The sequence below is a fragment of the Pseudomonas baltica genome, assembly GCF_031880315.1.
Taxonomy (GTDB): Bacteria; Pseudomonadota; Gammaproteobacteria; order Pseudomonadales; family Pseudomonadaceae; genus Aquipseudomonas.
The window spans coordinates 909,478-932,878 of sequence record NZ_CP134771.1 but is presented as its reverse complement, the minus strand read 5'-3'; the positions used below and the strand labels follow the sequence as shown (position 1 = coordinate 932,878).

Genomic DNA, 23,401 nt, shown 5'->3' with positions numbered 1-23,401 from the left:
CTATAAGGAGATCATGCCAAGAGAAAAACAGGATACAATTCCGAACATTCAGGAATCCAATTCTCGGCTGGTGTACCCCATGGATCATTTCGGAGCACTCGGCACATTCGTACTCGCCGCGCACACCCGCAGTTTTACCGAGGCCGGAAGGCGCATCGGGCTGTCTGCTTCGGCGGTCGGTAAAGCCGTCGCACGGCTGGAGGCAGACTTGGGGGTGCGCTTGTTTCACCGCTCCACGCGGGCGATCACGCTCACTGCCGAGGGTGGTTTGTTCCTTGAACGATGTAATCGAATATTTGCCGAATACGAGGTCGCCAGAAATGAACTGACCCTGGCCGCAGGCAAGCCGCAAGGCAAACTGCGGGTGGGGCTGCCGCAACTGGGCACCAATCTCATGCCGCATCTGATCGCTTTTCAGCAGGCGTACCCCGACGTGGAGCTTGAATTGGAATTCAGCGACCGACTGGTCAATGTCATTGAGGAGGGGTTCGATGCAGTGATGCGCATCGGCGATGTCGAAGACTCCCGGCTAGTCATGCGCAAGCTCAACGGATACAGCCACCGCTTGCTCGCCTCGCCCACCTACCTGGCCAGGCACGGTGTGCCGGATCAACCCAGCGACCTGAGTGCCCACTCCTGCCTACGCTATCGCTACCCGAGCAGTGGCAAGCTGGACCCATGGCCACTCGTGACAAACGATCAAGAAGGCATGCCGGACGTCCCCCGATCGGCTACCGCCAACGCGATCGAACCGCTGTTGGCGATGGCCGAGGCGGGGCTGGGGATCGCCTGTCTGCCTGACTTTTCCGTTGAGGAGGCCGTCGCCACAGGACGATTGGTGCCGGTGCTCGAAGCGTACGTGCGTGACTATCGGACCTTCAGCATTCTTTGGCCCTGGAGTCGCCAGCCGCTGCCGAAGATCAAGGCCTTCGTCGACTTCATGGCTAAGCGGCTTGGCTGAACATTCACGCAAAAATGCCGGCACTTGAGTGTCCGGCATTCGTGCGAGAGTGTTTTGTTCAGTCGGCCAGCAGCAACGTTTTGGTCAGCCACCTGGAAAAGTCGGCCAGTTCGTCACCGGTGATTTCGTGAGCCATATCGTAGTGATGGGTCTCGTGGGCAACGCCAATCCGGTCCAGCCAGGCATCGGCTTCCTTGGCCCAATCGATCGGCAATACACCATCGCGCTGGCCGTGGGCGATAAACGCTGAGGTCGACTTCAAGCGCTCCGCAGAAGCGATCTGCGGTTCGATCTCGCGCAGCATGCGGCCACTCAACAAGGCAAACCCCTTGACCAGCTCCGGCTCGGTGACGCCGATGCTCGAACTCATGATGCCGCCCTGGCTGAAGCCGGCGATCACGGTTGGCAGTTTGGGCAACGCTTCGATGAAGGTTTGCAGCAGCTTGCGGCTGCCTTCGGCTTGCTCATAGCTGAACGATGGGCCGTTGCTGGTGAAGTTGACCTGATACCACGCGAAGCCCTGGGGGCCCACCTGCAGCGGACCGCGCAGCAGCAGGACTTCGATATCGTCAGGCAGCGAGGCCGCCAGCGAGGCCAGGTTGGCTTCATTGGAGCCCACGCCATGGAGCAGCAGCAAACGCGCCTTGGGGCTCGAGGTGTTGCAAGCCTTGCGGAAGAAGATGCCGGATTCCTGCTCGCGAGCGGGCTCCGAGAAAGTGATATTAGCCATGATCAATTACCGCCTTGTGCAGGTTGAGCCGACTCGACGGGCGCGGCGCCGGCCGAGGAGAATAAGTAGCTGTCCATCGCCAGGACACCGTAGGTCACGCCGCCTTCAAGGACGCGTGTCTGATAGTCCTCGCCCGCAGCGCCGAGCGCGATGAACAGCGGTAAGTAGTGCTCATCCGTTGGATGAGCACGCTCAGCCGAGGGGGCGTATTGCTTGTAGTCCAGCAGTTGATCGAGGTTGCCTGCGGCGAGGGTTTTTGCGGTCCAGGCTGCAAAATCCTTGACGTATTGGGCGCCGTGGGGCGTCGCACCGCGGAACTCGTACAAGTTGTGGGTCAGGCTGCCGGACGCAATGATCAGAACGTTCATGTCCCGCAAAGGCTTGAGTGCCTGGCCTAATTTCCATGCTTCACGCGTATCGAGCGTAGCGGGCATCGACACTTGCACTACGGGAATATCAGCCTCAGGCGCCAGATACAGCAGCGGCACCCAGGCACCGTGATCCAAACCGCGATTGACGTTCAGGCTGGATTTCCAGCCGGCCGTGTGAAGCATGTCGACGATCTGCGCCGCCAGTGCCGGTGAGCCCGGCGCCGGGTATTGAATCTGGTAAAGGGCGTCGGGGAAACCGCCGAAATCGTGAATGGTGGATGGTGCGGTGCTCGCGGTAACGCTGACTTCGTCGCGAGTCATCCAGTGCGGAGAGAGGATGACGATCGCGTCGGGTCGCGGCAGTTCGCGACCGAGCTCGGCCAGATGTTTACCAGCCAGACCGGGCTCGATTGCAAACATGGGAGCACCATGAGACACAAACAGCAGGGGGAACGACGTGTTCATGGCGTTGACTCCGGGTTGAGTTACTTGTTCAGCCAGACGGGGGCGAGCGAAGTGCCCAGGCCTGCGCCGTAACCGAGATAGATGTTGAAACCAGCCAGCGGCTCCAGATAACGCGCATTGACCAGGCCACCGGCGTCTACTGTGTTCCAGCCCAGGCTGCGGGCCAACGAAACGGCGGTTTGTTTGGCGCGTTCGCTGTCACTGGCAACGAATACGCTGCCGCGCTGGTTGTCAGCGAACAGCGGCCCGTCGGCCAGTACCTGAGCGAACAAGGTGTTGAAGGCCTTGACGACCTGGGCACCGGGCACTGCCTTGGCGATTTCTTCAGCAGCGCTGGTAACGTGGCCAATGGTCAGTGACATGTAGTCAGCGCTGAGCGGGTTGGTAATGTCGATGACCACTTTGCCAGTGAGATCGCCAAGGCTCTGCAGCGCTGCGGCGGCGTCCGGGAACGCAGTGGCGACGATCACTACTTCGCTGTCGCCCAGTGCTTCAGCCGCGTTATAGGCGCTGACGTTGGTGAACGGTGCGGCGACGCTCTTGGCTTTTTCAAGGTCGCGCCCAGTGATGCGCACGGTGTGACCGGCGGCATCGAGTTGTTTTGCGAACGCCGAGCCCATGTTGCCGGTACCGATTACTGTGATTTTCATAGCTACCTCGTAGGAGTTGGTTTGCGTTTCGATGGGGTTAGTTTATAGGTTTGAAAAAAGGCATAAATAAGTGTAAATATGATTAATAGTTCCACTAGGTGAGATAGTCATGGATCGTGCTTTAGAAATGCAGGTGTTCTGCATGGTGGTCGACAAGGGCAGTTTCGTAGGGGCCGCCCAGCCTCTGGAGATGTCCAAGGCGGCCATCTCGCGCTATGTCAGCGGGCTGGAGGAAAGACTCGGTGCGCGCCTGTTGCACCGCACCACACGGCGCCTGTCGCTCACGGAGGAAGGTCGGCAGTTCTATCATCAGGCCAAGGATGTATTGGCGATGATGGACGCGGCGGAGGAAGCGGTATCTTCGGCGGCGCCCGAGCCGACCGGTGTTCTGCGGGTCAATGCGCCGGTCAGTTTCGGCGTCCTGCATTTGGGCTCCGTCTGGGCAGATTTCATGAAGGCATATCCCAAGATCGAGTTGGACATCAGCCTCAACGACCGGCTGGTGGATCTCGTGGAAGAGGGATTCGATGCAGCCATTCGTATTGCCCGCATGGAGAATTCGTCGCTGGTGGGGCGGCGTCTTGCGACTACCCGGATGTGTCTGTGCGCGTCGCCAGAATATCTGCAGAGTCATCCGCCGGTGCTGGCGTTGGAGAATCTTGCCGAGCACGGTGTGGTGGCCTATACCAATTTCGCGAGCGGCAATGACTGGACGTTTCACGGGCCGGCTGGGCCTGAAACCGTGCGCACGCGTCCGGTCGTGCGCTGCAACAATGGCGATACCTGTCACAGCATCACCTTGGCGGGCGGCGGAATTTCTTTGCAACCGAGCTTTATGGTGGCCGAGGATCTGCGCACCGGGATGTTGCAGGAGATTCTTCCCGAATACCGTTCGATCGAACTGGGCGTCTACATAGTCTATCCATCGCGCAAGCACTTGCCGCCCAAGGTGCGGGCGCTGGTCAACTATCTGGCCGAGCGGTTCGCGCATCCGGTATGGGAGCAGTGATTTAGCGATAGGAAAAGGCCCGGCCGCGAAGGGAGCGAAACTGTCGGCCGGGCAAGATGGGTTGAACGTTGACTTGGAGGCGATCGATGTCCGACCTCAAGCGTTGTCGAGAAAGCCCCTCAGGTCGGCTGCGAATTTCTCGGGATTCTTGAACGCCAGAAAGTGATCTCCGTTCTCGGCTTTCGTGTACACGTGAAGCTGCGACCCCTCGATGACCGAATTCATCCAATGCTGGCTGTGCAGCCAATCGCTGTACTCGCCGGTAAAAATGGCGGTGGGTACATCGATCTTGGTACTGATTACATCCCGCCAGTCGTTGGTGGTGTGATCAAACAGGACCTGTCCGGTAAAGGCCATATCGTCACGCACGACCGCCTGGACCAGGCTCAGGACGTTGTGGAAATAGGGTGAAGAGACATCCACCGCTCGTTCCAGTACTCGGGTCTGGGAAATCAGCATGTTAGTGGTGCCACCGGTATAGGACGCAATCATTCGTTCCGGGGAGGTGGTGAATGCGCCTGCATCGAGTCGCTCTTGCTCAGTCCAGTCGGCGTGGCAATAGATCGAGGGCGCCTGGTCGATAATGGTCAGCGTGCGAACGCCGCGCGTGCCAAACAAATCGATGTAGGCCCACATCACCGACGCGCCCATCGACCAACCGCAATAGTCGGCCTCGGTCAGGTCCAGGTGTTCAGCAAACTCCTTGACGTCCATGGCATAGCGCGCAATTCGGTTACCAAAGGCGGCCTTTTCGGACAGGCCTTGATTGCGTACGTCCAGCACATACACGCGGTAGTGCTGGCTCAACAGCTGCATGAGATGGAAGTACATCGCCCCATTTGCCGACCAGCCGGGGATAAACACCAGCGGCTTGCCGCTGCCCGCTTCCCAGTACGCAAGATTGACGTTGTCGGTGGTGACGAAGCTACTGACCGTAAGCCCAGCAAAATCCGATGCCTTGGATGGCTGGCCGGCGATCTCATGGGGGAACTGGAACTCTTCGCCGAGCAGATCGCGAAGAGATAAAGCCTGCAGTGGGTAATTCATTCAAAAACCTGCGATAAATCGGCAGGGCCGGCGAAATTCGCCGGCCCTGCACATCAGACGATGTCGTCGACCACGCCGCCGTCGACCCGCAGCGAGGCGCCGGTGGTCGCGCTGGCTTGAGGCGAGCAGACGTAGACGACCATGTTGGCCACTTCTTCGGTGGAGGCGGCGCGCTGGATCACCGAACTCGGGCGATGCTCCATCACAAACTCGGCGGCGACCGCCTCCAATGATTTGCCGCTACGCTGCACTTCGGCCTGTAGCATGTCGGCCAAGCCTTCGGATAAGGTCGGGCCCGGCAATACGCTGTTGACGGTCACGCCGCTGCCGGCAACGCGTTTGGCCAAGCCCCGGGCCAAACCCAGCTGAGCCGTTTTCGAGACGCCATAGTGGATCATGTCGGCTGGGATGTTACGGGCCGACTCGGAGGCGATGAACACCACCCGGCCCCAACCCTTGGCGACCATGGCGGGCAACAGAGCGCGGCTCAGGCGGACGCCCGACATGACGTTGGTGTCCCAGTACTGGTCCCAGACGTCGTCGGCGGTTTCAAAAAAATCCTGAGTGCCGTAGATACCGGCGTTGTTGACCAGCACGTCGATCGTACCCGCACCGCTGACCAAGGCCGCTGCGCCTTGCGCATTGCCCAGGTCGGCCGCGACGCCGGAGATCGAGGCGTCTGGCACTGCTGCTTGCAGACGAGCGATGGCGTCCGTGACGGACTTTTCGCTGCGGCCATTGACGATGACCGTTGCGCCGGCCTCAGCCAGGCCTTTGGCTATCGAGTAGCCGATACCGCTGGTCGAAGCGGTGACCAGTGCGCGTTTACCGCTCAAATCTATTTTCATGGTGACTCCTCAAGAACAGGTGTGGGAGGTGGGCCTATACAAGTTGGCCGCTCCTCCCAAATTTGGGCTGCGATCAAACGAACTCGAGCACGTCTTGAACAGCCGTCGGGACTGTGCAGGTTGCAGCGCTCAGCGGCTGAAGCCGTCAAACGGCGTCATGTACACGGCGCCGAACGGGTCAAGGCGCTTGCGGATGTCCGCGTCAGGGGTGCCGTAGACGGTCAGGCTGGTGATGGTGCACAGCTGCAGAAAACGCTCGCCAAAAGGAGCAAACGTGAGGTCGACGTGGCTGACCACGGAGTCGGCTTTGTAACGTTCAAGGATATGCGCGGTGCTGTTGTCTTCGTTGACGCTGTACTCGTAGACCAGAGTGCCAGGTTCCTTTTGGGTCTCTGGAACGATCTGAGCGATCAGGGCTTTGAATTCGGCGAATTCTTCAGGCTTTACTGCGAGGGTGAACAAGCAAGAAATATACGGGTGCATAAGAGGATTCTCGTTCGAGGGTGCCGTCCGCAGACGAGCAGGGTGATGCATCGCTGAACCAGCCGATGCATTGAGGCGTGCAGACAAATCAGGACTTGTCGGGCGCGCCACCGAACAGCTTGCCGGCACCTGCCCAGTCGGACGGTGCTACGTCTTCGAAGATGACGTAGATGTAGTTGGCATCGGTACCGGTGTTCTTGACGATGCTTTCGGTGATTTCTTTGGCAACGGCTTCTTTAGCGGCGTGCTCTTTACCTTCGAACCAGCTGACACGTACTACGGGCATGGGATATTCCTTTTGGATGAAGTTTGAAATGAGTGGAGGCGTCATCGGCTTTTCGGCCTTTGGCTGGCTTCCCGCTCGCAAGGTGTAAAGCGCTAAGTGCAGGGCGCTGGGCCTCGAGCCTCGGTCACCTTTCGAGATGAATCCATGCTAGTGTAGAAATCATCTACGATAAACAGCCCTTAGCTCTCTTATGGGTAGACAAAATATCTACAGTGGTCAGTACTTATGCTTCCTACAGATACGCTTCAGGGTGTCCTCACCTTCGTTGTAGCTGCTCGGGCCCAGAGTTTCACTGAGGCCGCCGAGCGCCTCGGTATCTCCAAATCAGCGGTTGGCAAGGCAATTGCGCGTCTTGAAGAGCGCCTGGGCACGCAGCTTTTTCATCGGTCTACGCGCCGTATTAGTCTTACCGCCGATGGCGAGGCTTACTTCGCGGCCTGTTCGACGGGGCTGGAAGAAATCAGCGCTGCTGAACGAGGCCTTGGTCCCGGAGACCGCGAGCCGTCTGGGCGGTTGCGGGTTGATATGCCTGTGGCATTCGGGCGTCGTGTCGGCGCGCCGCTGCTATTCGAAATCGCCCAGAAATATCCGGCGCTGCAACTCAACATTACCTTTTCCGATCACTTGGTGGATCCGATCGAAGAGGGCATCGATTTGTTGGTGCGCTTTGGCGAACTCAAGGACACCCATGGATTGGTTGCACGCTTGCTGACGCGCCAGCGATGGGTCATATGCGCGGCGCCTAGCTATCTGGCCCGGGCCGGGGAGCCCAAGAGTCTGGCTGACCTGGCCACCCACCACTGCATTGTGGGTCATCGACGCGGCCAGCCATTAAGTTGGCGGGTCAATCTGAAGGGCGAGAAGGTACGCTACGCGCCCCCTTCGACTCACCAGATCGGCGATGGTGAAGTCATGATTACCGGCGCTGTGGCCGGGATCGGCCTGTGCCAAATGCCGCGTGCCTTGCTCGAAGACGATATCAAGGCAGGAAGACTGGTAGAGGTGCTCCAGGAGTTCGAGCCGGAGGCGGTGGACGTGCATGCAGTATGGCCAAAGGTTTCGCATTTGCGGCCCAAGGTTCGGTATGCGGTCGATGAACTGGTGAAGATTTGCCAAGGTTGGTCCTGACCCACTTCTTTTGCAGTGCGGGCCTAGTCGCTGAACAGCTCGAACATCAAATTGCGGAACCAGATATTGGCTGGATCACGGTTGAATCGCGTATGCCAGAACAGGTTGATGGCTATTTCCGGCAGTGGCAGGGGCAAAGGTACCGTGGTCAGGCCGAACGGACCGACGCAGCTGGTGGCAAACCGCTCGGGTACTGTGGCAATCAAATCAGTGTTCTGCAGGATATGGCCCACGGCAACGAAATGCGGCACCTCCAGGCGGATGTCCCTGACCAGCCCAGCGCGGTGCATATAGGTGTCGATCTCGCCGTGGCCAGTGCTGGCGGCCACAATTCGAACGTGGCCGTACTGACAGAACAGCGCCTGGGTCATTTCACTGCGGGTAATCGGGTGGCCTTCGCGGCACAGGCACACGTAACGATGGTGGAACAAGCGCCGCTGATAGAAGCCTGCCTGCAGGTCCGGGAGCAGGCCGACTGCCAGATCGACATCGCCATTGGCCAGTCCCTCGGACAGACCCGCATGACTGCGCAGGGTGCTGACTGAAATCCCCGGAGAGGCCGCCAACAGGCGCTCGATCAGCCGCGGCATGAAATAGATCTCGCCAATATCGGTCATTGCCACGGTGAAGCGCTTTTGCGCCGTAGCGGGGTCGAAGTGATCATGACGGTTGAGGGCGCCGTGCAAGGTGGTGATTGCGTGGGAGACCGGCTCCGCAAGCTGTACCGCATAGGGGGTTGGATCCATGCCTAGTGACGTGCGAACGAACAGATCATCGCCAAGCACGCCGCGCAGACGCTTTAACGCATTGCTCACCGCCGGCTGGGTCATTCCCAGATTTTCGGCGGCTCTGGAAACGCTGCGGTCAATGAGTAACTGGTGAAAAACCACCAACAGATTGAGATCCAGTTCGCGTAGCTGCATGAGCGTTCTCCTGGGATCAAGGGGAAACAACGCGAGGAATTATATTCACACTGGTGATAGTGTGTATGGGGATGGCGCCATTTATCAATGGGTTGTGAATAGTCATGATCGGTCTATTCCAAAAACAACACATAAGGTCTTCCCATGAGTAGCCCTCATTCCAAGCTGCAGATCGGTATCGTTGGCGGTGGTATCGCCGGGGTGGCGTTGGCACTGGATCTGTGCCGTCACTCCCATCTTGATGTTCAACTCTTCGAAGCCGCCCCTGCGTTCGGCGAGGTAGGCGCGGGTGTCTCCTTTGGTGCCAATGCCGTACGGGCTATCGAAGGGCTTGGCCTTGGCAAACCCTACGAGCTCATCGCTGATCGAACGGCAGCACCGTGGCAAGATATCTGGTTCGAATGGCGCCGCGGCGAAGACGCAGGGTACCTGGGCGCCAGTGTGGCCCAGGGTGTAGGTCAATCGTCTGTTCATCGTGCCGACTTCCTCGATGCACTGGCGACGCGCTTGCCCGAAGGCGTGGCAAGTTTCGATAAACGTGCCACGCGGGTGGAGCAGCAGGGCGAGCGTGTTCGAGTTCACTTCGCCGATGGCAGCGCCCATGAGTGTGACCTGCTTATAGCAGCAGACGGCATCAAGTCCAACATCCGTGACTATGTGCTTGAGGGGTTGGGCCAGCCCTTGGTCGCGCCCAAATTCAGCGGAACCTGCGCCTATCGCGGGATGATCGACAGCGAACAGCTGCGAGCAGCCTATCGGGCGGCTGGCGTCGACGAGCACCTGATCAACGTACCGCAAATGTACCTCGGCCTCGATGCCCACATTCTGACCTTCCCGGTGAAGCAGGGCAGGTTGATCAATGTGGTCGCTTTCATTTCGGATCGTACTTCCCCAGATCCTGTCTGGCCGCAGGATACGCCTTGGGTAAAAGCCACCTCCCAGGCCCAGATGCTTGAGGCTTTTGCGCATTGGGGGGATGCCGTGCGCGTGCTGCTGGAATGTATTCCAGCGCCGACGCTTTGGGCACTGCACGAGCTCGATGAGCTGCCGTGCTATGTGCACGGCCGTGTAGGGCTGATCGGCGATGCGGCGCACGCGATGCTTCCTCACCAAGGCGCTGGCGCGGGCCAGGGCCTGGAAGATGCCTGGCTGTTGGCGCAAGTGCTGGCCGACCCCCGCGTGACCGAGGCCAGCCCTACAGAGGTGCTGAAGGTCTACGACGAGATTCGCCGTCCGCGCGCTTGTCGCGTGCAGCGCACTTCCCATGAAGCCGGGGACCTCTACGAGTATCGAGACCAAAAGGTGGAGGGCGACGAAGCGCGGCTCTCAGCCACCCTGGCCAGTCGTTTTGACTGGCTGTGGAACCACGATATGGCCGCCGACCTGGCGCAAGCCCAGGTACGACTCGGCTGGACTGCGCCCGCCCGAGCCTAACTTTTGTGTGCACGGCCGCCTTGTGCGGTCGTTGCAGCCTTGCAGCTAGATCGACCGACACCGCCCAACCCCAAGAAAACCAATAAAGAGAATCAAGGCATGTCCGTAACCGAACTCAAACCTGTCGAAGTTACCGTTGCTGTCCTGCGCGAAGCGGGGGCGCCACTGAAGCTGGAGCGCGCGAATCTCGGCGTGCCCCGCACCGATGAAGTACGCGTGCGCATCGTCGCCACTGGTGTCTGCCATACCGACATGGTGGTACGCGATCAGCTGTTTCCTACGCCGTTGCCAATCGTTCTAGGCCATGAAGGCTCAGGGATAGTCGAAGCTGTCGGTGCCTCGGTCACCACCATCGTGCCGGGTGATCATGTGGTGATGACCTACATGTCCTGCGGCCTGTGCCTGCCGTGTGAAACTGGCCACCCGGCGCACTGTTCGCACATGCATCCGCTCAACTTCGGCGGTGGCCGCATGGATGGCAGTACCTCCACCTGTGGCTGTGAAGACAACGCGCCCATTCACGATCACTTCTTTGGCCAGTCGTCATTCTCGACCTATGTCGTGGCCAATGAGCGCAATGTGGTCAAGGTCTCTAAAAACGCCCCGCTTGAATTACTCGGGCCGCTAGGTTGCGGTATTCAGACTGGCGCAGGTTCCGTGCTCAAGGCCATGAAGGTAGAGGCGGGCGCCAGCTTCGTCGCCTTCGGTGCCGGCGCGGTAGGCCTTGCAGCGGTAATGGCCGCCAAGGTTGCAGGCGCCACCACCATCATCGCGGTGGATGTCACACCCAGTCGGCTTGCCCTGGCGCTCGAAGTAGGCGCTACCCACGTGATCAACAGCCGCGAGGAGGATCCAGTGCAACGCGTGCGCGAGATCACCGGTGGCGGCGCCAACTACAGCCTCGAATGTTCGGGCCGCGCCGAGGTGCTGCGTCAGGCCATCGACGCGATCACCACGCTGGGCACCTGCGGCATCGTCGGTGCCACGAAGATGGGCACAGAGGTGGCGTTCAATATCAACGACGTGATGATCCCCGGCAAACGCATCATGGGCATCGTCCAAGGCGATGTGGTTGCCAATGCGTTCATCCCGACCCTGGTCGACCTGCACCTGCAGGGCCGCTTTCCGTTCGACAAGCTCTGCCGTTTCTACTCGTTCGAGCAGATCAACGAAGCGATGGCGGACAGCGAGAGCGGTATCACCATCAAGCCTATCTTGCGCATGACCGTTCAAGCCGATCGGGCCTGATTCACGCGACCCAATCAAAGGTATCAAGCATGAATGTCCAACTGCTAATCGATAACGTCAAACAGCCCGCCTCAGGGGGCAAGACTTACCAGCGCCACAACTCTGTGAGCGGGAAAACCGTTACGACCGGTGCGGCAGCGTCCGTAGACGATGCCCTGAAAATCGCTGAATCCTCGCAGCAGGCGTTCAAGCGATGGTCCAAAGTCGGCCCTACCGAGCGGCGCCGCTTGTTGCTGGCCGCCGCCGATGTCTTGGAAAGCAAGATGCCGCAGTTCTGTAGCGTGATGGCCGAGGAGATTGGCGCATCGCAACTGTGGGCGCAGTTCAATGTGGGGGCTTCGGCCAATCTGCTGCGCGAGGCGGCTGCGCTGACCACGCAGATCAAGGGCGAGACCATTCCCACTGACAAGCCCGGCACCTTGTCGATGACGCTGCGTCAGCCTGTGGGAACCGTGCTCAGCATCGTGCCGTGGAATGGCCCGGTCATTCTTGGCGCCCGCGCTATCGCTTACCCACTGGCGTGCGGCAATACGGTGATCTTCAAGGGCTCGGAGAACAGTCCGCGCACGCACGAGCTGCTGGCTGAAGCGTTCATTGAGGCCGGGCTACCCGCAGGCGTGCTGAACTTCCTGATCACGGCCCCAGAGGACGCCGCAGCGGTGACGGAGGCCCTGATCAGCCACGACACCGTACGCAGGGTGAATTTCACCGGCTCTACCCATGTTGGCAGAATGATCGCGCAGACCAGCGCCAAGTACCTCAAGCGCTGCTTGCTGGAACTGGGCGGCAAGGCGCCGTTCGTGGTGCTTGACGATGCCGACCTCGATGGCGCTGTTAACGCAGCGATATTCGGCGCGTTCCTGTATCAAGGCCAAATCTGTATGTCGACCGAGCGCTTCGTCGTGGACGAGAGCATTGCAGATGCCTTTGTCGAAAAGTTCGCCGATCGTGTGCGCAAGCTAGAGCAGGGCAATCCCGTCGACGCTCCGTCGTGCGTCATCGGCCCGGTCATCGCGCAGGGGGCCGTGCAGCGGATCAACCAACTGCTCGATGATGCGATTGGCAAAGGCGCCAAGATCGTCGCCGGTGGCTTGGGCGACCAGGCCTTGATGAGCCCGACACTGGTCGACCGGGTGACATCCGCCATGTCGATCTATGACGAAGAAACCTTTGGGCCAGTGACCACCATTGTCCGCGTCAAAGGCGCCGAACACGCCCTGGAAGTCGCTAACGACACCGCCTATGGGCTGTCGTCCGCGATTTTCAGCCGGGATGTCAGCCGTGCCTTGGATCTTGCCAGCCGTCTGGACGCAGGCTGCGTGCATATCAACGGCGCCACGGTACAGAACGAGCCGCAGGCACCTTACGGCGGCATGAAAAATAGTGGCTATGGCCGTTTTGACGGTAGCGCTGTAGTCGAGGAATTCACTGAAGTGAAATGGGTAACGGTCGAACCCTCCGACCAGCCTTACCCCTTCTGATTGCGCTAGCAGCGGCAACAAGGCGGTCGATGCTTTCACCTGAGCGCAGATGTGATTGCGCCTCCGCGCGGAAGGGGAGCCTATTGGCTAAAGCTGACTATCCCGTTGTAGCGACATCGGGATTCGATCAGCTCACTTGATATACCTGCCCAGCACAATGCTGGGCAGTTCGCTTATTGCGATCACTCACATAGCGATGCATGATGCCAGCCCTTATAGGTGTAGCAGGCACGCTATGCATCAGGCTGAAACAGCACAGCACAGGTCGCTCGACCAGGCCTGCAGACGCTTGCACTGACGACCCTACATTTGCAGAGGAAACTTCATGGCTTCGTTGAAGCGTCAGTACTCGGGTATCGAGCGCGAGTTGGCGCGGGCGCTGACCCGTGCCTGTGAGACAGCTAAAAGCGAAATACCCGGTTTCGAGTGGCTGACCCATCGCGTCGACTACAACCACTTCCCTGCCAGCCTGGAAGTGACATGGGTATTCGATAGCGACGCTAGTTTGAACACCGCTCTAGGCAATCAGGACAAGCGCAGGATGCAAGACCTGACCCTCACGGCTTTCGAGGATATTGGCATCGCAGTTTCGAACCCCGCATCGCACGTTGTGTTCGACTCCCAAGAGCGCTGCGAGTCCGTACATGGCGGTAACTGGGCGGCCCGCCTGAGTTCTAGCCGTTCGGGGAGCAAGCGTGGCTAAAGATATTGAAAACCCCTGTGTGTCGCTGTGCCAGCTGAACAGCGAAATGTGCGTAAGCTGCGGCCGCACCCGGGAAGAAATCCGTAAGTGGCGCGGTATGAAACGCCCTGAGAAAATGGCGGCGGTGCAGAATGCCGCCGCGCGTATGAAAGCGATCGCCAAACGTGTCGCCAAGAACAGGTAGCAGTTCCTTGGCCGACCTGAATTATCGCGCTTCGGCTCACCGCACCCTGCAAGAAAAAGCCAGCGGCAAATCGCACAGCCGCTATTGCGATGGTTTTAACGGCGGGCGTCTTTTCGTTGCGCCTGGTTCACCAGGGGCGAGGGCGACGCACCACTTTCTCAGTGGTTAGGCAGATTCACTGCAGCGATCGCCTCGCTCGCTTAGGCAAAGCTGAGCAATGGCAGTCGTTCAGTCTCGAAGGACATCAGCCAGTTTGCGCAGGGCCACATCCAGTGCAGCCAATTCCTGTATGGCAGAAGACCTCCCAGCCCCCCGGTCGCCGTTCGACAGTGTTTTTGAAGCCTGTCGATAAGTACTTGCACCCTTACTGGACAGACGCAATACGAATTCGCGCCGGGCACTGCCCTTGGTTTGCGGTACCAGCAAGTCTTTTTTTTCCAATTGGCCAATCAGGTGCGTAACAGTCGAGCCGGACATGTACAGCTCATAGGCGCATTGACTGGGTGTGCAGCGGCCATGCCGGAAAATGAATCCAAGCATTTGAAAATGGACTGTGCCAATACCCCACCGAAGAAGCTCGGAGGCAATGCGGCGATCCAGGGCGCTACGGGCCTGTGCAAGCACATGGAAGGCCTGTGTTCTGAGGCTTTTGGGATCAAGCGGGTCGATGGTGACTGCGGTGTCGTCACTTTCGTCCGCGCGAGGAGTCGGCCGGGAGGGATGCTGAGTCACTTGAAGGTCCTTTGGCCGATGGATACCAATAGGGCAACACCTGCCACGCCGATAATCATCCAAAAATATTCGGTGCTGGCTACCAGGGTCGATTGCTGTTGCAGTGTCTGCGCCAGCATTGCAGTTGAAATCTCCCCCGCATGACTGGCACCCACGTCGGGCGTCAGTGCGTGAGTCAGTAGCTGGAGTTGCTGTTGGTAGCGGGGATCGTCCTTGAGAAAAAACAGGTTGAGGTTGTTGTACTGAGTCGTGGTCCGCCACTGGAGGAACAATGTGGCGACGGCGGTACCCATGGCCATCGCGATCTGACCCAGCATGCTTTTGATTTGATAAGCGTGGGTGAACAGAGTGTCGTGATGGCTGACGTCGCGAAAGGTCTGCATCGCTGCCGTGGCGAGTACCAACATCACGAAGCAGCCGTTAAGTATCAGCGCTGGCAGAATGTTGGACCACATATTGGCTTCTGGGGTGATGGAAGACAGCAGCCAACCGAAACCCATCAGCCCCCCGAAACCGGCCACGAAGAACTTCTTGGGCCCTGGATACCGCGGGATCAATAACGCCATCACCAACCAGGTCAGCAAAGCGCCTGCGAGTCCGAATGCCTGAAAGGTACCGATGGTGTCCCACGAGTAGCCAAGGGCGGATTGCAGAAAGTACGGCAAGATATAGTTGTTGCTACCGAGCACTATGTAGGTGAAACAGAACAACGCCACGCCTTGCAGGTAGCGCGCTTGAATAAGGCCGCGGACATTGAGCAGCGGTTCAGCCTTCTGGAGTTCGGCATGGAAAAAGATATAAATGCCCAAGGCCGCCAGGAGCGCGAACGCGGCCAGAATGAATGTCTCGTTGTAGAAGTCATAGTAGGAGCGCTGCAGCACATACAGCAGGAAGAAACTGCTCACCGCCAGCAGCAGTACATTCGCGGGGCTGGAAGTCGTTCGATCTTCAAGCGGCACCGGCGTGTTGGTCAGAAATCGGCAACACAACGCTGCAGCGTTCAGAGCGCCTGCGATCAAGATCCAGAAGATTCCGTGCCAAGTGTCTTCGACCACTACCAGAGAGGACAGGAAAGGTGCCGACGCGGTACCAATGGCCAACCCGGTGGCAAACACCTTGACCCCCACGAATCGGCCTGGCCCCGGCGGTAGCATGTTGACCATCACGCGTGCCGAAGTCATGAACGCGGCACCGCCCAAGGCCATGATCACCCGCCCTGCAGTGAAGGTGCTCAGATCACTGCTGACCGCGCAGACAAATGCGCCGAGCACGTTGATGCTGATCGAACCGAGCATGTAGTTACGCCAGCCCAAGCGCTCGGTCAGCCAGCGTTGTTTGGAGATCACTACCACGGCGATACAGGCATACAACGCAGCGACAAGCGTGAACTCTTCCGGGCTGGCATCGATTTCGCCGCGGATAGGGGCCGAAGCAAAGGCGATCATTCCAGCTTGCAGGTATTCCAGTGCCACCAACACGCCTACGGTGGTGAGCAGGGCGGCATTCTTGCGGTACATGAGCGACCCCGTCACTGGTTGAGGCTGACGGCGGCCGGCCCGCTGCCTTCGTTGCCAGCGATGACCTGTTCGACTACTGCGTTGGCATCCTTGAGCTCGTTTTCGAAAATGTGGGTGCTGTAGCTCGGCTCGGTCGGCGCTTTACGGTTGAGCAGGCTGCCACTGCGATCCGTGGTATCGACCGATACCCGCATGGACAGGCCCAGGCGTAGTGGGTTGGCAGCGATTTCACTTGGGTCCAGCTGGATCCGCACGGGCACCCGCTGAGTGACCTTGATCCAGTTACCGGTGGCGTTCTGCGCCGGCATCAACGAAAAGGCGCTACCCGTACCGGCATCCAGGCCAACGATGGTGCCGTGAAACACGACACTGCGGCTGTAGGCATCGGCGCGCAGCTGCACCGCCTGGCCAATACGAAGGTTTTCAATCTGCGATTCCTTGAAGTTGGCGTTTACCCAGATCTGCTCGATCGGCACCACCGACATCAGCGCCACGCCTGGGTTGATCCGCTGCCCGACCTGGACGTTGCGTTTGGTGATCAGCCCCGAGACCGGCGAATAGATTTGCGTGCGGTGCAGTGCGATATAGGCGTCGCGCAGATTGCTCGCCGCGACCAGCACGTCGGGATGGGTACGCAAGGTAGTCCCATCGACCATCGCCAAGCGCACAGCCAAGGCGTGTCGTGATCCATCGAGGCCGGCTGTGGCATTCTTGAGGATGTCTTCGGCATGACTGATCTCCTCACGCGATACCGCGCCGCTGGAGGCCAGCTGGCTGCGCCGACGCACGTCTTCGCGAGCCTTGCTGACATCATTGCGGCGCTGTTCGACCTCGGCCTCGAGCTGCTGGACCTGGTAATACTCGGTCCGCGCCAATCTCACCGCGCGGGCAAGATTGGACTTGGCGCGCTCGTACTGAATCTCGGCGTCGACCGCGTTGAGGGTCACCAACGGTGCGCTGGCATCGACGTGATCGGTATCGTCGCCGCCGATAGCGGTCACCGTGCCGGTGATCTGCGAGGTCACTTGCACCACGTTGCCATTGACGTAGGCATCATCGGTCGAGACCGAATCAAGGCCGGCGACGTACCAGATGGCCAGTGCCGCGACGAGAACGCCGATTGCCAGGACTAACAGCAGCCAGGGCCGTGAAGGGGATGCAGCGGGTGTGGGTGGTGTCGTCATGGCGGTCATTTGTCAGCAAGGGTAGGGGAGACGTTGGTCGGTGTCGCGATCTCAGGGCGATAGCCACCGCCCAGCGCTCGACTCAGATTGGCCTGCAGCGACAGGCCACGCGATTGCAGGTCGACCAATCGACGCTGCTCGGCCAGGGTCGCGTTCTGCGTGGCCAGTACTTGCAGATAGGTCGCGAGCCCGGCGCCGTAGCGTTTGTTGACCAGGTCCGAAGCCGCCTGAGCCGTCGCCACCGCTTCGTTCTGTTCGCTCAGGCGCTCCTTGAGCCAGCGCAGCGAGGCCAACTGATCGGCGATATCACGCAGTGCATCGACCACGGTCTGGTTGTAGTTCTCCACCGCCATGTCGTAAGCGGCGTCCTGCGCATCGAGGTTGCCGCGCAGGCGGCCACCCTCGAAGATCGGCAGACTGATGGCCGGCGAAAAACCGAGGATGCGGCTGCTGCGATCGTTGAACGTATCGAAGGCCAGGCTCTGCATGCCGATGAACGATGTCAGGTTGACGTTGGGGTAGAAGCGCGCCTTGGCCACGTCGATTTCATGGCCGCTGGCTTCCACTCGCCAGCGTTGCGCGACGACGTCAGGACGGTGGCCGATCAGCTCCGCGGCGATGTGGGTCGGCAACGTTAAAGTGTCGCTCGCCTGCAACTGGGGCCGAGCGATGCTGCGTCCGCGGTCAGGGCCTTTGCCCAGCAACGCTGCCAGCTTGTTTTGATCCAGCTCGATAGACTCCTTGAGCGCGGCGATGGCTGCGCGGCTGGCAGGGAGCGATGCCTGGGATTGCTTGATGTCGATCTGGGTACCCAACTCGGCGGCGAATCGTTGCTGGGTCAGCTTCTCGATTTGCTGCTGTTGGTTGAGTAACGCCTGTGCGACGTCCAGCTGCTGATAGGTATTGTGCAACGCGATGTAGGCCTGAACGATCGAGGCAGACAGCATCAGCGCGGCGGCGTGCTCGTCTACTTCCAAGGCATGGCGACGGCCTACTGCGGCTTCGACGGCGGATCGGTTCTTACCCCAGAAATCCAGCTCGTAGCCGACGTTGAACGTCGCTTGATCAATGTTTTGCCACGTACCCTTGACCGGCGCTGGCGTGGTGCCGTTGGCGCTGAAGTGTTCACGTTCGGTGCTCATCTTCGCGTCCGCGGTAGGCAGCAGCGTGGCCGCTTCAATGGCCTCGAAAGCACCCGCCTGATGCACGCGAGCGGCAGCGGCGCGCAGTGAGGGACTGTCGGCCAGCGCCTCATTTACCAGGCTATCGAGTTGTGCATCCTTGAATCCGCGCCACCAGTCGGTAGTGGGCCAGGCCGCTGGAGAAAGAGGCACTGTGCTGTCGGCCATCGTCTGCTCGACGCCGGTGGGATCAACAAGCCGCGATTGCGGTTTCAGCCCACTGAAGCCACAACCACCCAAGGCAGCCAGTACCAGGGCAATCGAAAGCTGGCCACGGTATCGGCAATAGAAGGGCAGAGACGGCGCGCCCTTCAGATTGAATGTTTTCATCAGCACAAGCCCTGCTCTTCGCTGTTTTGAGAGGCGCGACGGGCATCAGGCTCCGTCGCTGTTAATAAACACTGACAGTGTCGTTAGGGGTAAAAAAATTTACCGCGGTGTTTGAGCCCGCAACCCATTGACCAGGATGCCCACCGCATCATCGATGAACTGCAGGTTGTCCAGGTTTCCAGCCATCAGATGCAGCCACGACATGCCGGTCAGCATCGACACCGCCACACCCGTATCGGCTTGCGCATGGATCTCACCGCGCTCGACGGCCCTGGCAAAAATCTTGCGCAGTGTCCGTTCGCGGCGCGGCATGAACTCCTCGCGCAACTCTTGGATGGCTGCCGGATCAAGCTGGATTTCGGTGAAATAGCTACGCAGGGTTTCTCCCGCACTGGACGAGCGCCACCATATCCACAACGACCGCAGGTGTGTCACCAGATCACTGTGCAGCTCTCCGGTGTCAGGGGAAGCCACGAACGTCAGGGCGGTGCGTTCATAGACATCCCGCAGCAGCGCGCCCTTACTGCGCCACCAGCGATAGATGGTCGGCTTGCTCGACCCCGCACGCTCGACCAGTGCGTCCATCGTGAAGGCGCGATAGCCCCGCTCCTCGAGAATCGCCGCAGCAGCATCAAGAATCGCTTCGGTACTTTGCGGGCTGCGAATCGCGCCGATTGACGACCGGCTGCGAGATTTGACGGGTTTGGGCGTATCTGAGGTCGATTTCACAGTGGTCAGCATCGGGTGAGGGTGGCTAATAGAAACTGTCAGTATTTATACCGACGCTTTTCACCTTGTTCAATGCAAAACCTGCAAAAGACTATTTCATCGTCATGGGGTAATTGAGTACGGTATTGCGCGACGGACGGAAGTCAGGGCTGCCGACTATGCCAATGCCTGGGCGTGATGGCGCAGGTGCTCTTCAATGAACGTTGCGATGAAGTAATAGCTGTGGTCGTACCCCGGCTGCAAGCGCAGCGTGATGGGATGCCCAGCTTTCTCTGCCGCCTGTTTCAGCGCGCCAGGCATGAGTTGCGTTTCGAGAAAATCGTCACTTTCGCCCTGGTCGATCAAAAGCGGCAGCCGTTCGCTGGCGGTTTCAATCAATACCGTCGCATCCCATTCCCGCCATTTGCTGCGGTCATTACCCAAGTAGCGCGAAAAAGCTTTTTCACCCCACGGGCATTTCATCGGATGCGAAATAGGTGAGAACGCCGATACCGAGCGATAACGCCCAGGGTTGCGCAGGGCGCACACCAAAGCCCCGTGCCCACCCATGGAGTGCCCACTGATACTGCGCACGTCACTCGCTGGGAAATTCGTCTCTATCAACGCTGGCAGCTCATCCACGACGTAGTCATACATCCGGTAATTCTTGGCGTATGGCGCCTCGGTGGCATTGAGGTAGAACCCCGCACCCAGCCCGAAGTCCCAAGCGCCGTCAGGGTCACCGGGCACCTGCGGGCCACGGGGACTGGTATCAGGTGCAACGATGATAAGCCCCAACTCGGCGGCGATGCGTTGAATCCCCGCTTTTTGCATGAAGTTCTCATCGGTACAGGTCAAGCCACTCAGCCAATACACGACCGGCAGCTTGTCGGTTTGTTCGGCCTGAGGGGGCAGATACACGGCAAAAACCATGTCGCAGTCGAGGACTTCAGATCGATGTTTGTAGCGTTTATGCCAGCCGCCGAAGCTCTTCTGGGACGAGATGATTTCAAGGCTCATTGTGGACTCCGGTGTAGGGGGAAGTTCTTGGTCTATTGGGTACAGTCACGCCACTAATAAAGTTTGAAATGATCAAGAAAAAACGGTGTACCCGCTCGGTGGCTTTATTAAGGGCGAACGGGTACGCCTGATAACACTAAGTGCTATCGGGTTTGTTGCTACGCACTAAGGCAATTTCAGTTCGCTCAGAGCACGCCGTTCTGCTTGGCGGTGTGGGTTGCCAGAGCATCCATCAGTGCTGGAGACAAGCAGTCATAGGTCGGCAGGCCGATCTCGTGGAAGCGAGCACGGATACCGTCCATTTCGGCCGGTGGAGTACCGGTTTCGATGACCGACGACACGAATGCCGCGAAGCCTGGAGCAGCCCAACCGGTTTGTGGCGACAGTTCGGTGTGTACGAAGTCCAGGCCGTGGAATGCGTGGCCAGTGTTTTCGATACGACCGTACAGGTGCGCGCCGCAGTCTTTGCAAGCATGACGCTGGATGGTGGCGCTGTCATCGACGATAGCCAGTTTGGCTGCGTTGGCAGTCACGCTGACCTTGTCACGTGGCACTACGGCGATTACCGCGAATTTGGCGCCTTCAGGCTTCCAGCATTTGCTGCAACCGCAGGCGTGGTTGTGCAGGGTCTGCGCGTCAATCTTGACTTCAACCTTGTTGGTTGCGCACAAGCACTGCAAGGTGCCGCCCGCGAAATCAGCTGCGGCTGGCTTGATACCGGCGTCCAGTGAAGGATGCAGTTTTACATTGCTCATTTGTATCTCCAGAATTGCTCAGGGTTGATACGAAAAGCTCCCCGGGGCTCGCGCCCCGGGCAACCTGTCAGTATTTGATGACAGTGCGGATGGATTTGCCTTCGTGCATCAGGTCGAACGCTTCGTTGATGCGCTCCAGCGGCATGGTGTGGGTCACGAATGGCGCAAGTTCGATTTCGCCTTTCATCGAGTCTTCAACCATTTTCGGCAACTGGGTGCGCCCTTTGACGCCACCGAACGCCGAACCTTTCCAGGTACGACCGGTTACCAGCTGGAATGGGCGAGTGGAGATTTCCTGACCGGCACCGGCGACGCCGATGACGATGGATTGGCCCCAGCCACGGTGGGCGCACTCGAGCGCAGCGCGCATTACGTGAACGTTACCGATGCACTCGAAGGAGTGATCGACCCCCCAGCCGGTCATTTCGATGATCACTTGCTGAATCGGCTGCTCGTGATCTTTCGGATTGATGCAGTCGGTGGCACCGAATTGGCGAGCCAGGTCGAACTTGGAAGGGTTGGTATCGATGGCAATGATGCGACCGGCTTTGGCCTGACGAGCGCCTTGAATGGCCGCCAACCCGATGCCGCCCAGGCCGAAAATGGCCACGGTATCGCCCGGCTGGACTTTAGCGGTGTTATGCACTGCGCCAACGCCGGTGGTCACACCACAGCCCAACAGGCACACGTGTTCAGGATTGGCATCCGGATTGATCTTGGCCACCGAAACCTCGGCGACCACGGTGTATTCGCTGAAGGTCGAGCAGCCCATGTAGTGGTACAGCGGCTGGCCATTGTAAGAGAAGCGGCTGGTGCCATCGGGCATGACGCCTTTACCTTGGGTAGCGCGCACGGCGGTACACAGGTTGGTTTTACCCGACTTGCAGAACAGGCATTCGCCGCACTCTGCGGTGTACAGCGGGATGACGTGATCGCCAGCCTTGAGGCTGGTAACGCCTTCGCCGACTTCAATCACGATGCCGGCGCCTTCATGACCGAGTACGACAGGGAACAGGCCTTCAGGATCATCACCGGACAGGGTGAAGGCGTCCGTGTGGCAAACGCCGGTATCGGTAATTTTGATCAGCACTTCACCTGCACGAGGGGGTGCTACGTCGATCTCAACAATTTGAAGCGGCTTACCTGCTTCAAAGGCAACTGCTGCACGAGATTTCATAGGGTTTTCTCCAAAGGGTAGTGCTCAGTGAGAGTGGCACCGTCATCGGCATGTGGCCGTGGCGGCTATTTCAGGTAGGTGCGCACCAGAGAAATCACCTCATCGATCGAAGATCGCTGGGCGTCTGATGTATTGACTAAAGCGGTGAACTCTTCCCTCAGGTGGCTTTCCAGTACGCCGGCCATCAGTCCGTTCACAGCGCCCCGCATGGCGGCGATCTGCTGCAGCACCGGACCGCATTCGGCTCCCGCCTGCAGGGCTGATTCAAGCGCATCCAGTTGCCCCCGAACTCGTCGGACTCTGGCCAAGACGCGTTTTTTCTCTTCGGGTGAATGTGGCATCGAGATAATCCTAGTCAATCCTGACAAGATGGCTATGCGGGTACTGGTAGGGAGTATATATATGTACTGGAGGGGAGTATAGCGGCAGTGATGCGTCAAGCCGCCACATCACGACATGAACAGCGCAATCCTGTGCTGCTGGTAGCTTGAATTCGCCAGCGCAGGACTCAGTGCTTACCCATCATCGCAGCGGTTTTTTCTGCGAATGTGCCGTCGTCGGGTGACAGCCCACCGGCGACGCCAACGGCGCCGACGAGTTTTCCGTCGATCAGGACCGGCACTCCACCTTCCATTGGTCCTCTACGACACTGGTGACGATGGGCGCGCGTCCTGCAGGGGCCTGCGTTGTGCTTGACGACACTGCCGCTTTGGCAGATGCCAATGTGATGATCGGTTTGGTTGCAGGCCGAGTTTGCGCGAACGCTGAATGGCAGCAGACCCAGGACAGCGCCAGTATTGGCCAGAGTTTGTTAGAGGCCATGTGAATTCGCTCATGGAAAAAACC

Annotated in this window: 26 protein-coding genes; 8 read left to right on the top strand and 18 right to left on the bottom strand. The window is 59.1% G+C overall.

What is annotated here, in order from left to right:
- The first annotated feature begins 79 nt into the window (after positions 1 to 79).
- The gene (locus REH34_RS04150; protein WP_311972038.1) at positions 80 to 961 is read left to right on the top strand and encodes a LysR family transcriptional regulator; all 882 of its coding nucleotides are present in this window, start codon (positions 80 to 82) and stop codon (positions 959 to 961) included.
- Positions 962 to 1,019: 58 nt separating this feature from the next.
- Here REH34_RS04150 and REH34_RS04145 read toward each other — a convergent pair whose 3' ends face one another.
- From REH34_RS04145 to REH34_RS04135, 3 genes are read right to left on the bottom strand one after another with little or no spacing between them, the layout of a single operon-like run.
- Entirely contained in the window at positions 1,020 to 1,691 is a 672-nt protein-coding gene (locus tag REH34_RS04145) for a phospholipase (protein WP_311970880.1), read from the bottom strand.
- Between the two features lie 2 nt (positions 1,692 to 1,693).
- Positions 1,694 to 2,527: a class III extradiol ring-cleavage dioxygenase gene (locus REH34_RS04140; protein WP_311970878.1), complete on the bottom strand. Its 834-nt coding sequence runs from the start codon at positions 2,525 to 2,527 to the stop codon at positions 1,694 to 1,696.
- A 20-nt stretch (positions 2,528 to 2,547) separates the two neighbouring features.
- Entirely contained in the window at positions 2,548 to 3,177 is a 630-nt protein-coding gene (locus REH34_RS04135) for an NAD(P)-binding domain-containing protein (protein ID WP_311970877.1), read from the bottom strand.
- 109 nt (positions 3,178 to 3,286) lie between these two features.
- Between REH34_RS04135 and REH34_RS04130 the strand changes: the two genes are divergently transcribed.
- Entirely contained in the window at positions 3,287 to 4,186 is a 900-nt protein-coding gene (locus tag REH34_RS04130; protein WP_226506946.1) for a LysR family transcriptional regulator, read from the top strand.
- Positions 4,187 to 4,282: 96 nt separating this feature from the next.
- Here REH34_RS04130 and REH34_RS04125 read toward each other — a convergent pair whose 3' ends face one another.
- From REH34_RS04125 to REH34_RS04110, 4 genes are all read right to left on the bottom strand, one after another.
- Complete coding sequence (locus tag REH34_RS04125) at positions 4,283 to 5,233, bottom strand: alpha/beta hydrolase (RefSeq protein WP_311970876.1); 951 nt, start codon at positions 5,231 to 5,233, stop codon at positions 4,283 to 4,285.
- A gap of 53 nt (positions 5,234 to 5,286) precedes the next feature.
- Positions 5,287 to 6,081 carry an SDR family oxidoreductase gene (locus tag REH34_RS04120; protein WP_311970875.1) on the bottom strand — a complete coding sequence of 265 codons (795 nt, stop codon included), beginning with the start codon at positions 6,079 to 6,081 and terminating at the stop codon, positions 5,287 to 5,289.
- A 129-nt stretch (positions 6,082 to 6,210) separates the two neighbouring features.
- Positions 6,211 to 6,564, bottom strand: a complete 354-nt coding sequence (locus REH34_RS04115) for an antibiotic biosynthesis monooxygenase (RefSeq protein ID WP_311970874.1) — start codon at positions 6,562 to 6,564, stop codon at positions 6,211 to 6,213.
- Between the two features lie 88 nt (positions 6,565 to 6,652).
- Positions 6,653 to 6,850: a 4-oxalocrotonate tautomerase family protein gene (locus REH34_RS04110; protein ID WP_226506943.1), complete on the bottom strand. Its 198-nt coding sequence runs from the start codon at positions 6,848 to 6,850 to the stop codon at positions 6,653 to 6,655.
- Between the two features lie 225 nt (positions 6,851 to 7,075).
- On the opposite strand from REH34_RS04110, the gene REH34_RS04105 reads away from it, so the two are divergent.
- Entirely contained in the window at positions 7,076 to 7,978 is a 903-nt protein-coding gene (locus REH34_RS04105) for a LysR family transcriptional regulator (RefSeq protein ID WP_311970873.1), read from the top strand.
- A 23-nt stretch (positions 7,979 to 8,001) separates the two neighbouring features.
- On the opposite strand, the gene REH34_RS04100 is transcribed toward REH34_RS04105, so the two are convergent.
- Complete coding sequence (locus tag REH34_RS04100) at positions 8,002 to 8,901, bottom strand: LysR family transcriptional regulator (RefSeq protein WP_311970872.1); 900 nt, start codon at positions 8,899 to 8,901, stop codon at positions 8,002 to 8,004.
- Positions 8,902 to 9,045: 144 nt separating this feature from the next.
- Here REH34_RS04100 and salA point away from each other — a divergent pair, with 144 nt between their 5' ends.
- The 5 genes from salA (at position 9,046) to REH34_RS04075 (ending at position 13,951) form a co-directional block, all read left to right on the top strand.
- Positions 9,046 to 10,335: a salicylate 1-monooxygenase gene (gene salA, locus REH34_RS04095; RefSeq protein ID WP_311970871.1), complete on the top strand. Its 1,290-nt coding sequence runs from the start codon at positions 9,046 to 9,048 to the stop codon at positions 10,333 to 10,335.
- A 99-nt stretch (positions 10,336 to 10,434) separates the two neighbouring features.
- Positions 10,435 to 11,583 carry an NAD(P)-dependent alcohol dehydrogenase gene (locus tag REH34_RS04090; protein WP_311970870.1) on the top strand — a complete coding sequence of 383 codons (1,149 nt, stop codon included), beginning with the start codon at positions 10,435 to 10,437 and terminating at the stop codon, positions 11,581 to 11,583.
- A 29-nt stretch (positions 11,584 to 11,612) separates the two neighbouring features.
- Positions 11,613 to 13,064 (top strand): aldehyde dehydrogenase, encoded by a 1,452-nt coding sequence (locus tag REH34_RS04085; protein ID WP_311970869.1) that lies wholly within the window; start codon positions 11,613 to 11,615, stop codon positions 13,062 to 13,064.
- Between the two features lie 325 nt (positions 13,065 to 13,389).
- On the top strand, positions 13,390 to 13,767 hold the full coding sequence (locus REH34_RS04080; protein WP_226506937.1) for a hypothetical protein: 378 nt from the start codon (positions 13,390 to 13,392) through the stop codon (positions 13,765 to 13,767).
- On the top strand, positions 13,760 to 13,951 hold the full coding sequence (locus tag REH34_RS04075) for a DUF1289 domain-containing protein (protein WP_226506936.1): 192 nt from the start codon (positions 13,760 to 13,762) through the stop codon (positions 13,949 to 13,951). The genes REH34_RS04080 and REH34_RS04075 overlap by 8 nt, the downstream gene beginning before the upstream one ends.
- 228 nt (positions 13,952 to 14,179) lie before the next feature.
- Here the strand turns inward: REH34_RS04075 and REH34_RS04070 are convergent, their stop codons facing one another.
- From REH34_RS04070 to REH34_RS30120, 10 genes are all read right to left on the bottom strand, one after another.
- Complete coding sequence (locus tag REH34_RS04070) at positions 14,180 to 14,683, bottom strand: hypothetical protein (RefSeq protein WP_311970868.1); 504 nt, start codon at positions 14,681 to 14,683, stop codon at positions 14,180 to 14,182.
- Positions 14,680 to 16,200 (bottom strand): MFS transporter, encoded by a 1,521-nt coding sequence (locus tag REH34_RS04065; RefSeq protein WP_311970867.1) that lies wholly within the window; start codon positions 16,198 to 16,200, stop codon positions 14,680 to 14,682. The genes REH34_RS04070 and REH34_RS04065 overlap by 4 nt, the downstream gene beginning before the upstream one ends.
- An 11-nt stretch (positions 16,201 to 16,211) precedes the next feature.
- Entirely contained in the window at positions 16,212 to 17,384 is a 1,173-nt protein-coding gene (locus REH34_RS04060) for an efflux RND transporter periplasmic adaptor subunit (protein ID WP_311970866.1), read from the bottom strand.
- Between the two features lie 5 nt (positions 17,385 to 17,389).
- Positions 17,390 to 18,895: an efflux transporter outer membrane subunit gene (locus tag REH34_RS04055; protein WP_311970865.1), complete on the bottom strand. Its 1,506-nt coding sequence runs from the start codon at positions 18,893 to 18,895 to the stop codon at positions 17,390 to 17,392.
- 99 nt (positions 18,896 to 18,994) lie between these two features.
- Entirely contained in the window at positions 18,995 to 19,636 is a 642-nt protein-coding gene (locus REH34_RS04050) for a TetR/AcrR family transcriptional regulator (RefSeq protein WP_226506931.1), read from the bottom strand.
- Between the two features lie 144 nt (positions 19,637 to 19,780).
- Positions 19,781 to 20,623 (bottom strand): S-formylglutathione hydrolase, encoded by an 843-nt coding sequence (gene fghA, locus REH34_RS04045; RefSeq protein WP_311970864.1) that lies wholly within the window; start codon positions 20,621 to 20,623, stop codon positions 19,781 to 19,783.
- Positions 20,624 to 20,808: 185 nt separating this feature from the next.
- The gene (gfa, locus tag REH34_RS04040) at positions 20,809 to 21,378 is read right to left on the bottom strand and encodes an S-(hydroxymethyl)glutathione synthase (protein WP_311970863.1); all 570 of its coding nucleotides are present in this window, start codon (positions 21,376 to 21,378) and stop codon (positions 20,809 to 20,811) included.
- Between the two features lie 67 nt (positions 21,379 to 21,445).
- Positions 21,446 to 22,555, bottom strand: a complete 1,110-nt coding sequence (locus REH34_RS04035; RefSeq protein ID WP_311970862.1) for an S-(hydroxymethyl)glutathione dehydrogenase/class III alcohol dehydrogenase — start codon at positions 22,553 to 22,555, stop codon at positions 21,446 to 21,448.
- Positions 22,556 to 22,620: 65 nt separating this feature from the next.
- On the bottom strand, positions 22,621 to 22,896 hold the full coding sequence (gene frmR, locus REH34_RS04030) for a formaldehyde-responsive transcriptional repressor FrmR (RefSeq protein WP_226506927.1): 276 nt from the start codon (positions 22,894 to 22,896) through the stop codon (positions 22,621 to 22,623).
- Positions 22,897 to 23,063: 167 nt separating this feature from the next.
- Positions 23,064 to 23,273 carry a heme-binding protein gene (locus REH34_RS30120; RefSeq protein WP_409373309.1) on the bottom strand — a complete coding sequence of 70 codons (210 nt, stop codon included), beginning with the start codon at positions 23,271 to 23,273 and terminating at the stop codon, positions 23,064 to 23,066.
- Positions 23,274 to 23,401 lie beyond the last annotated feature (128 nt).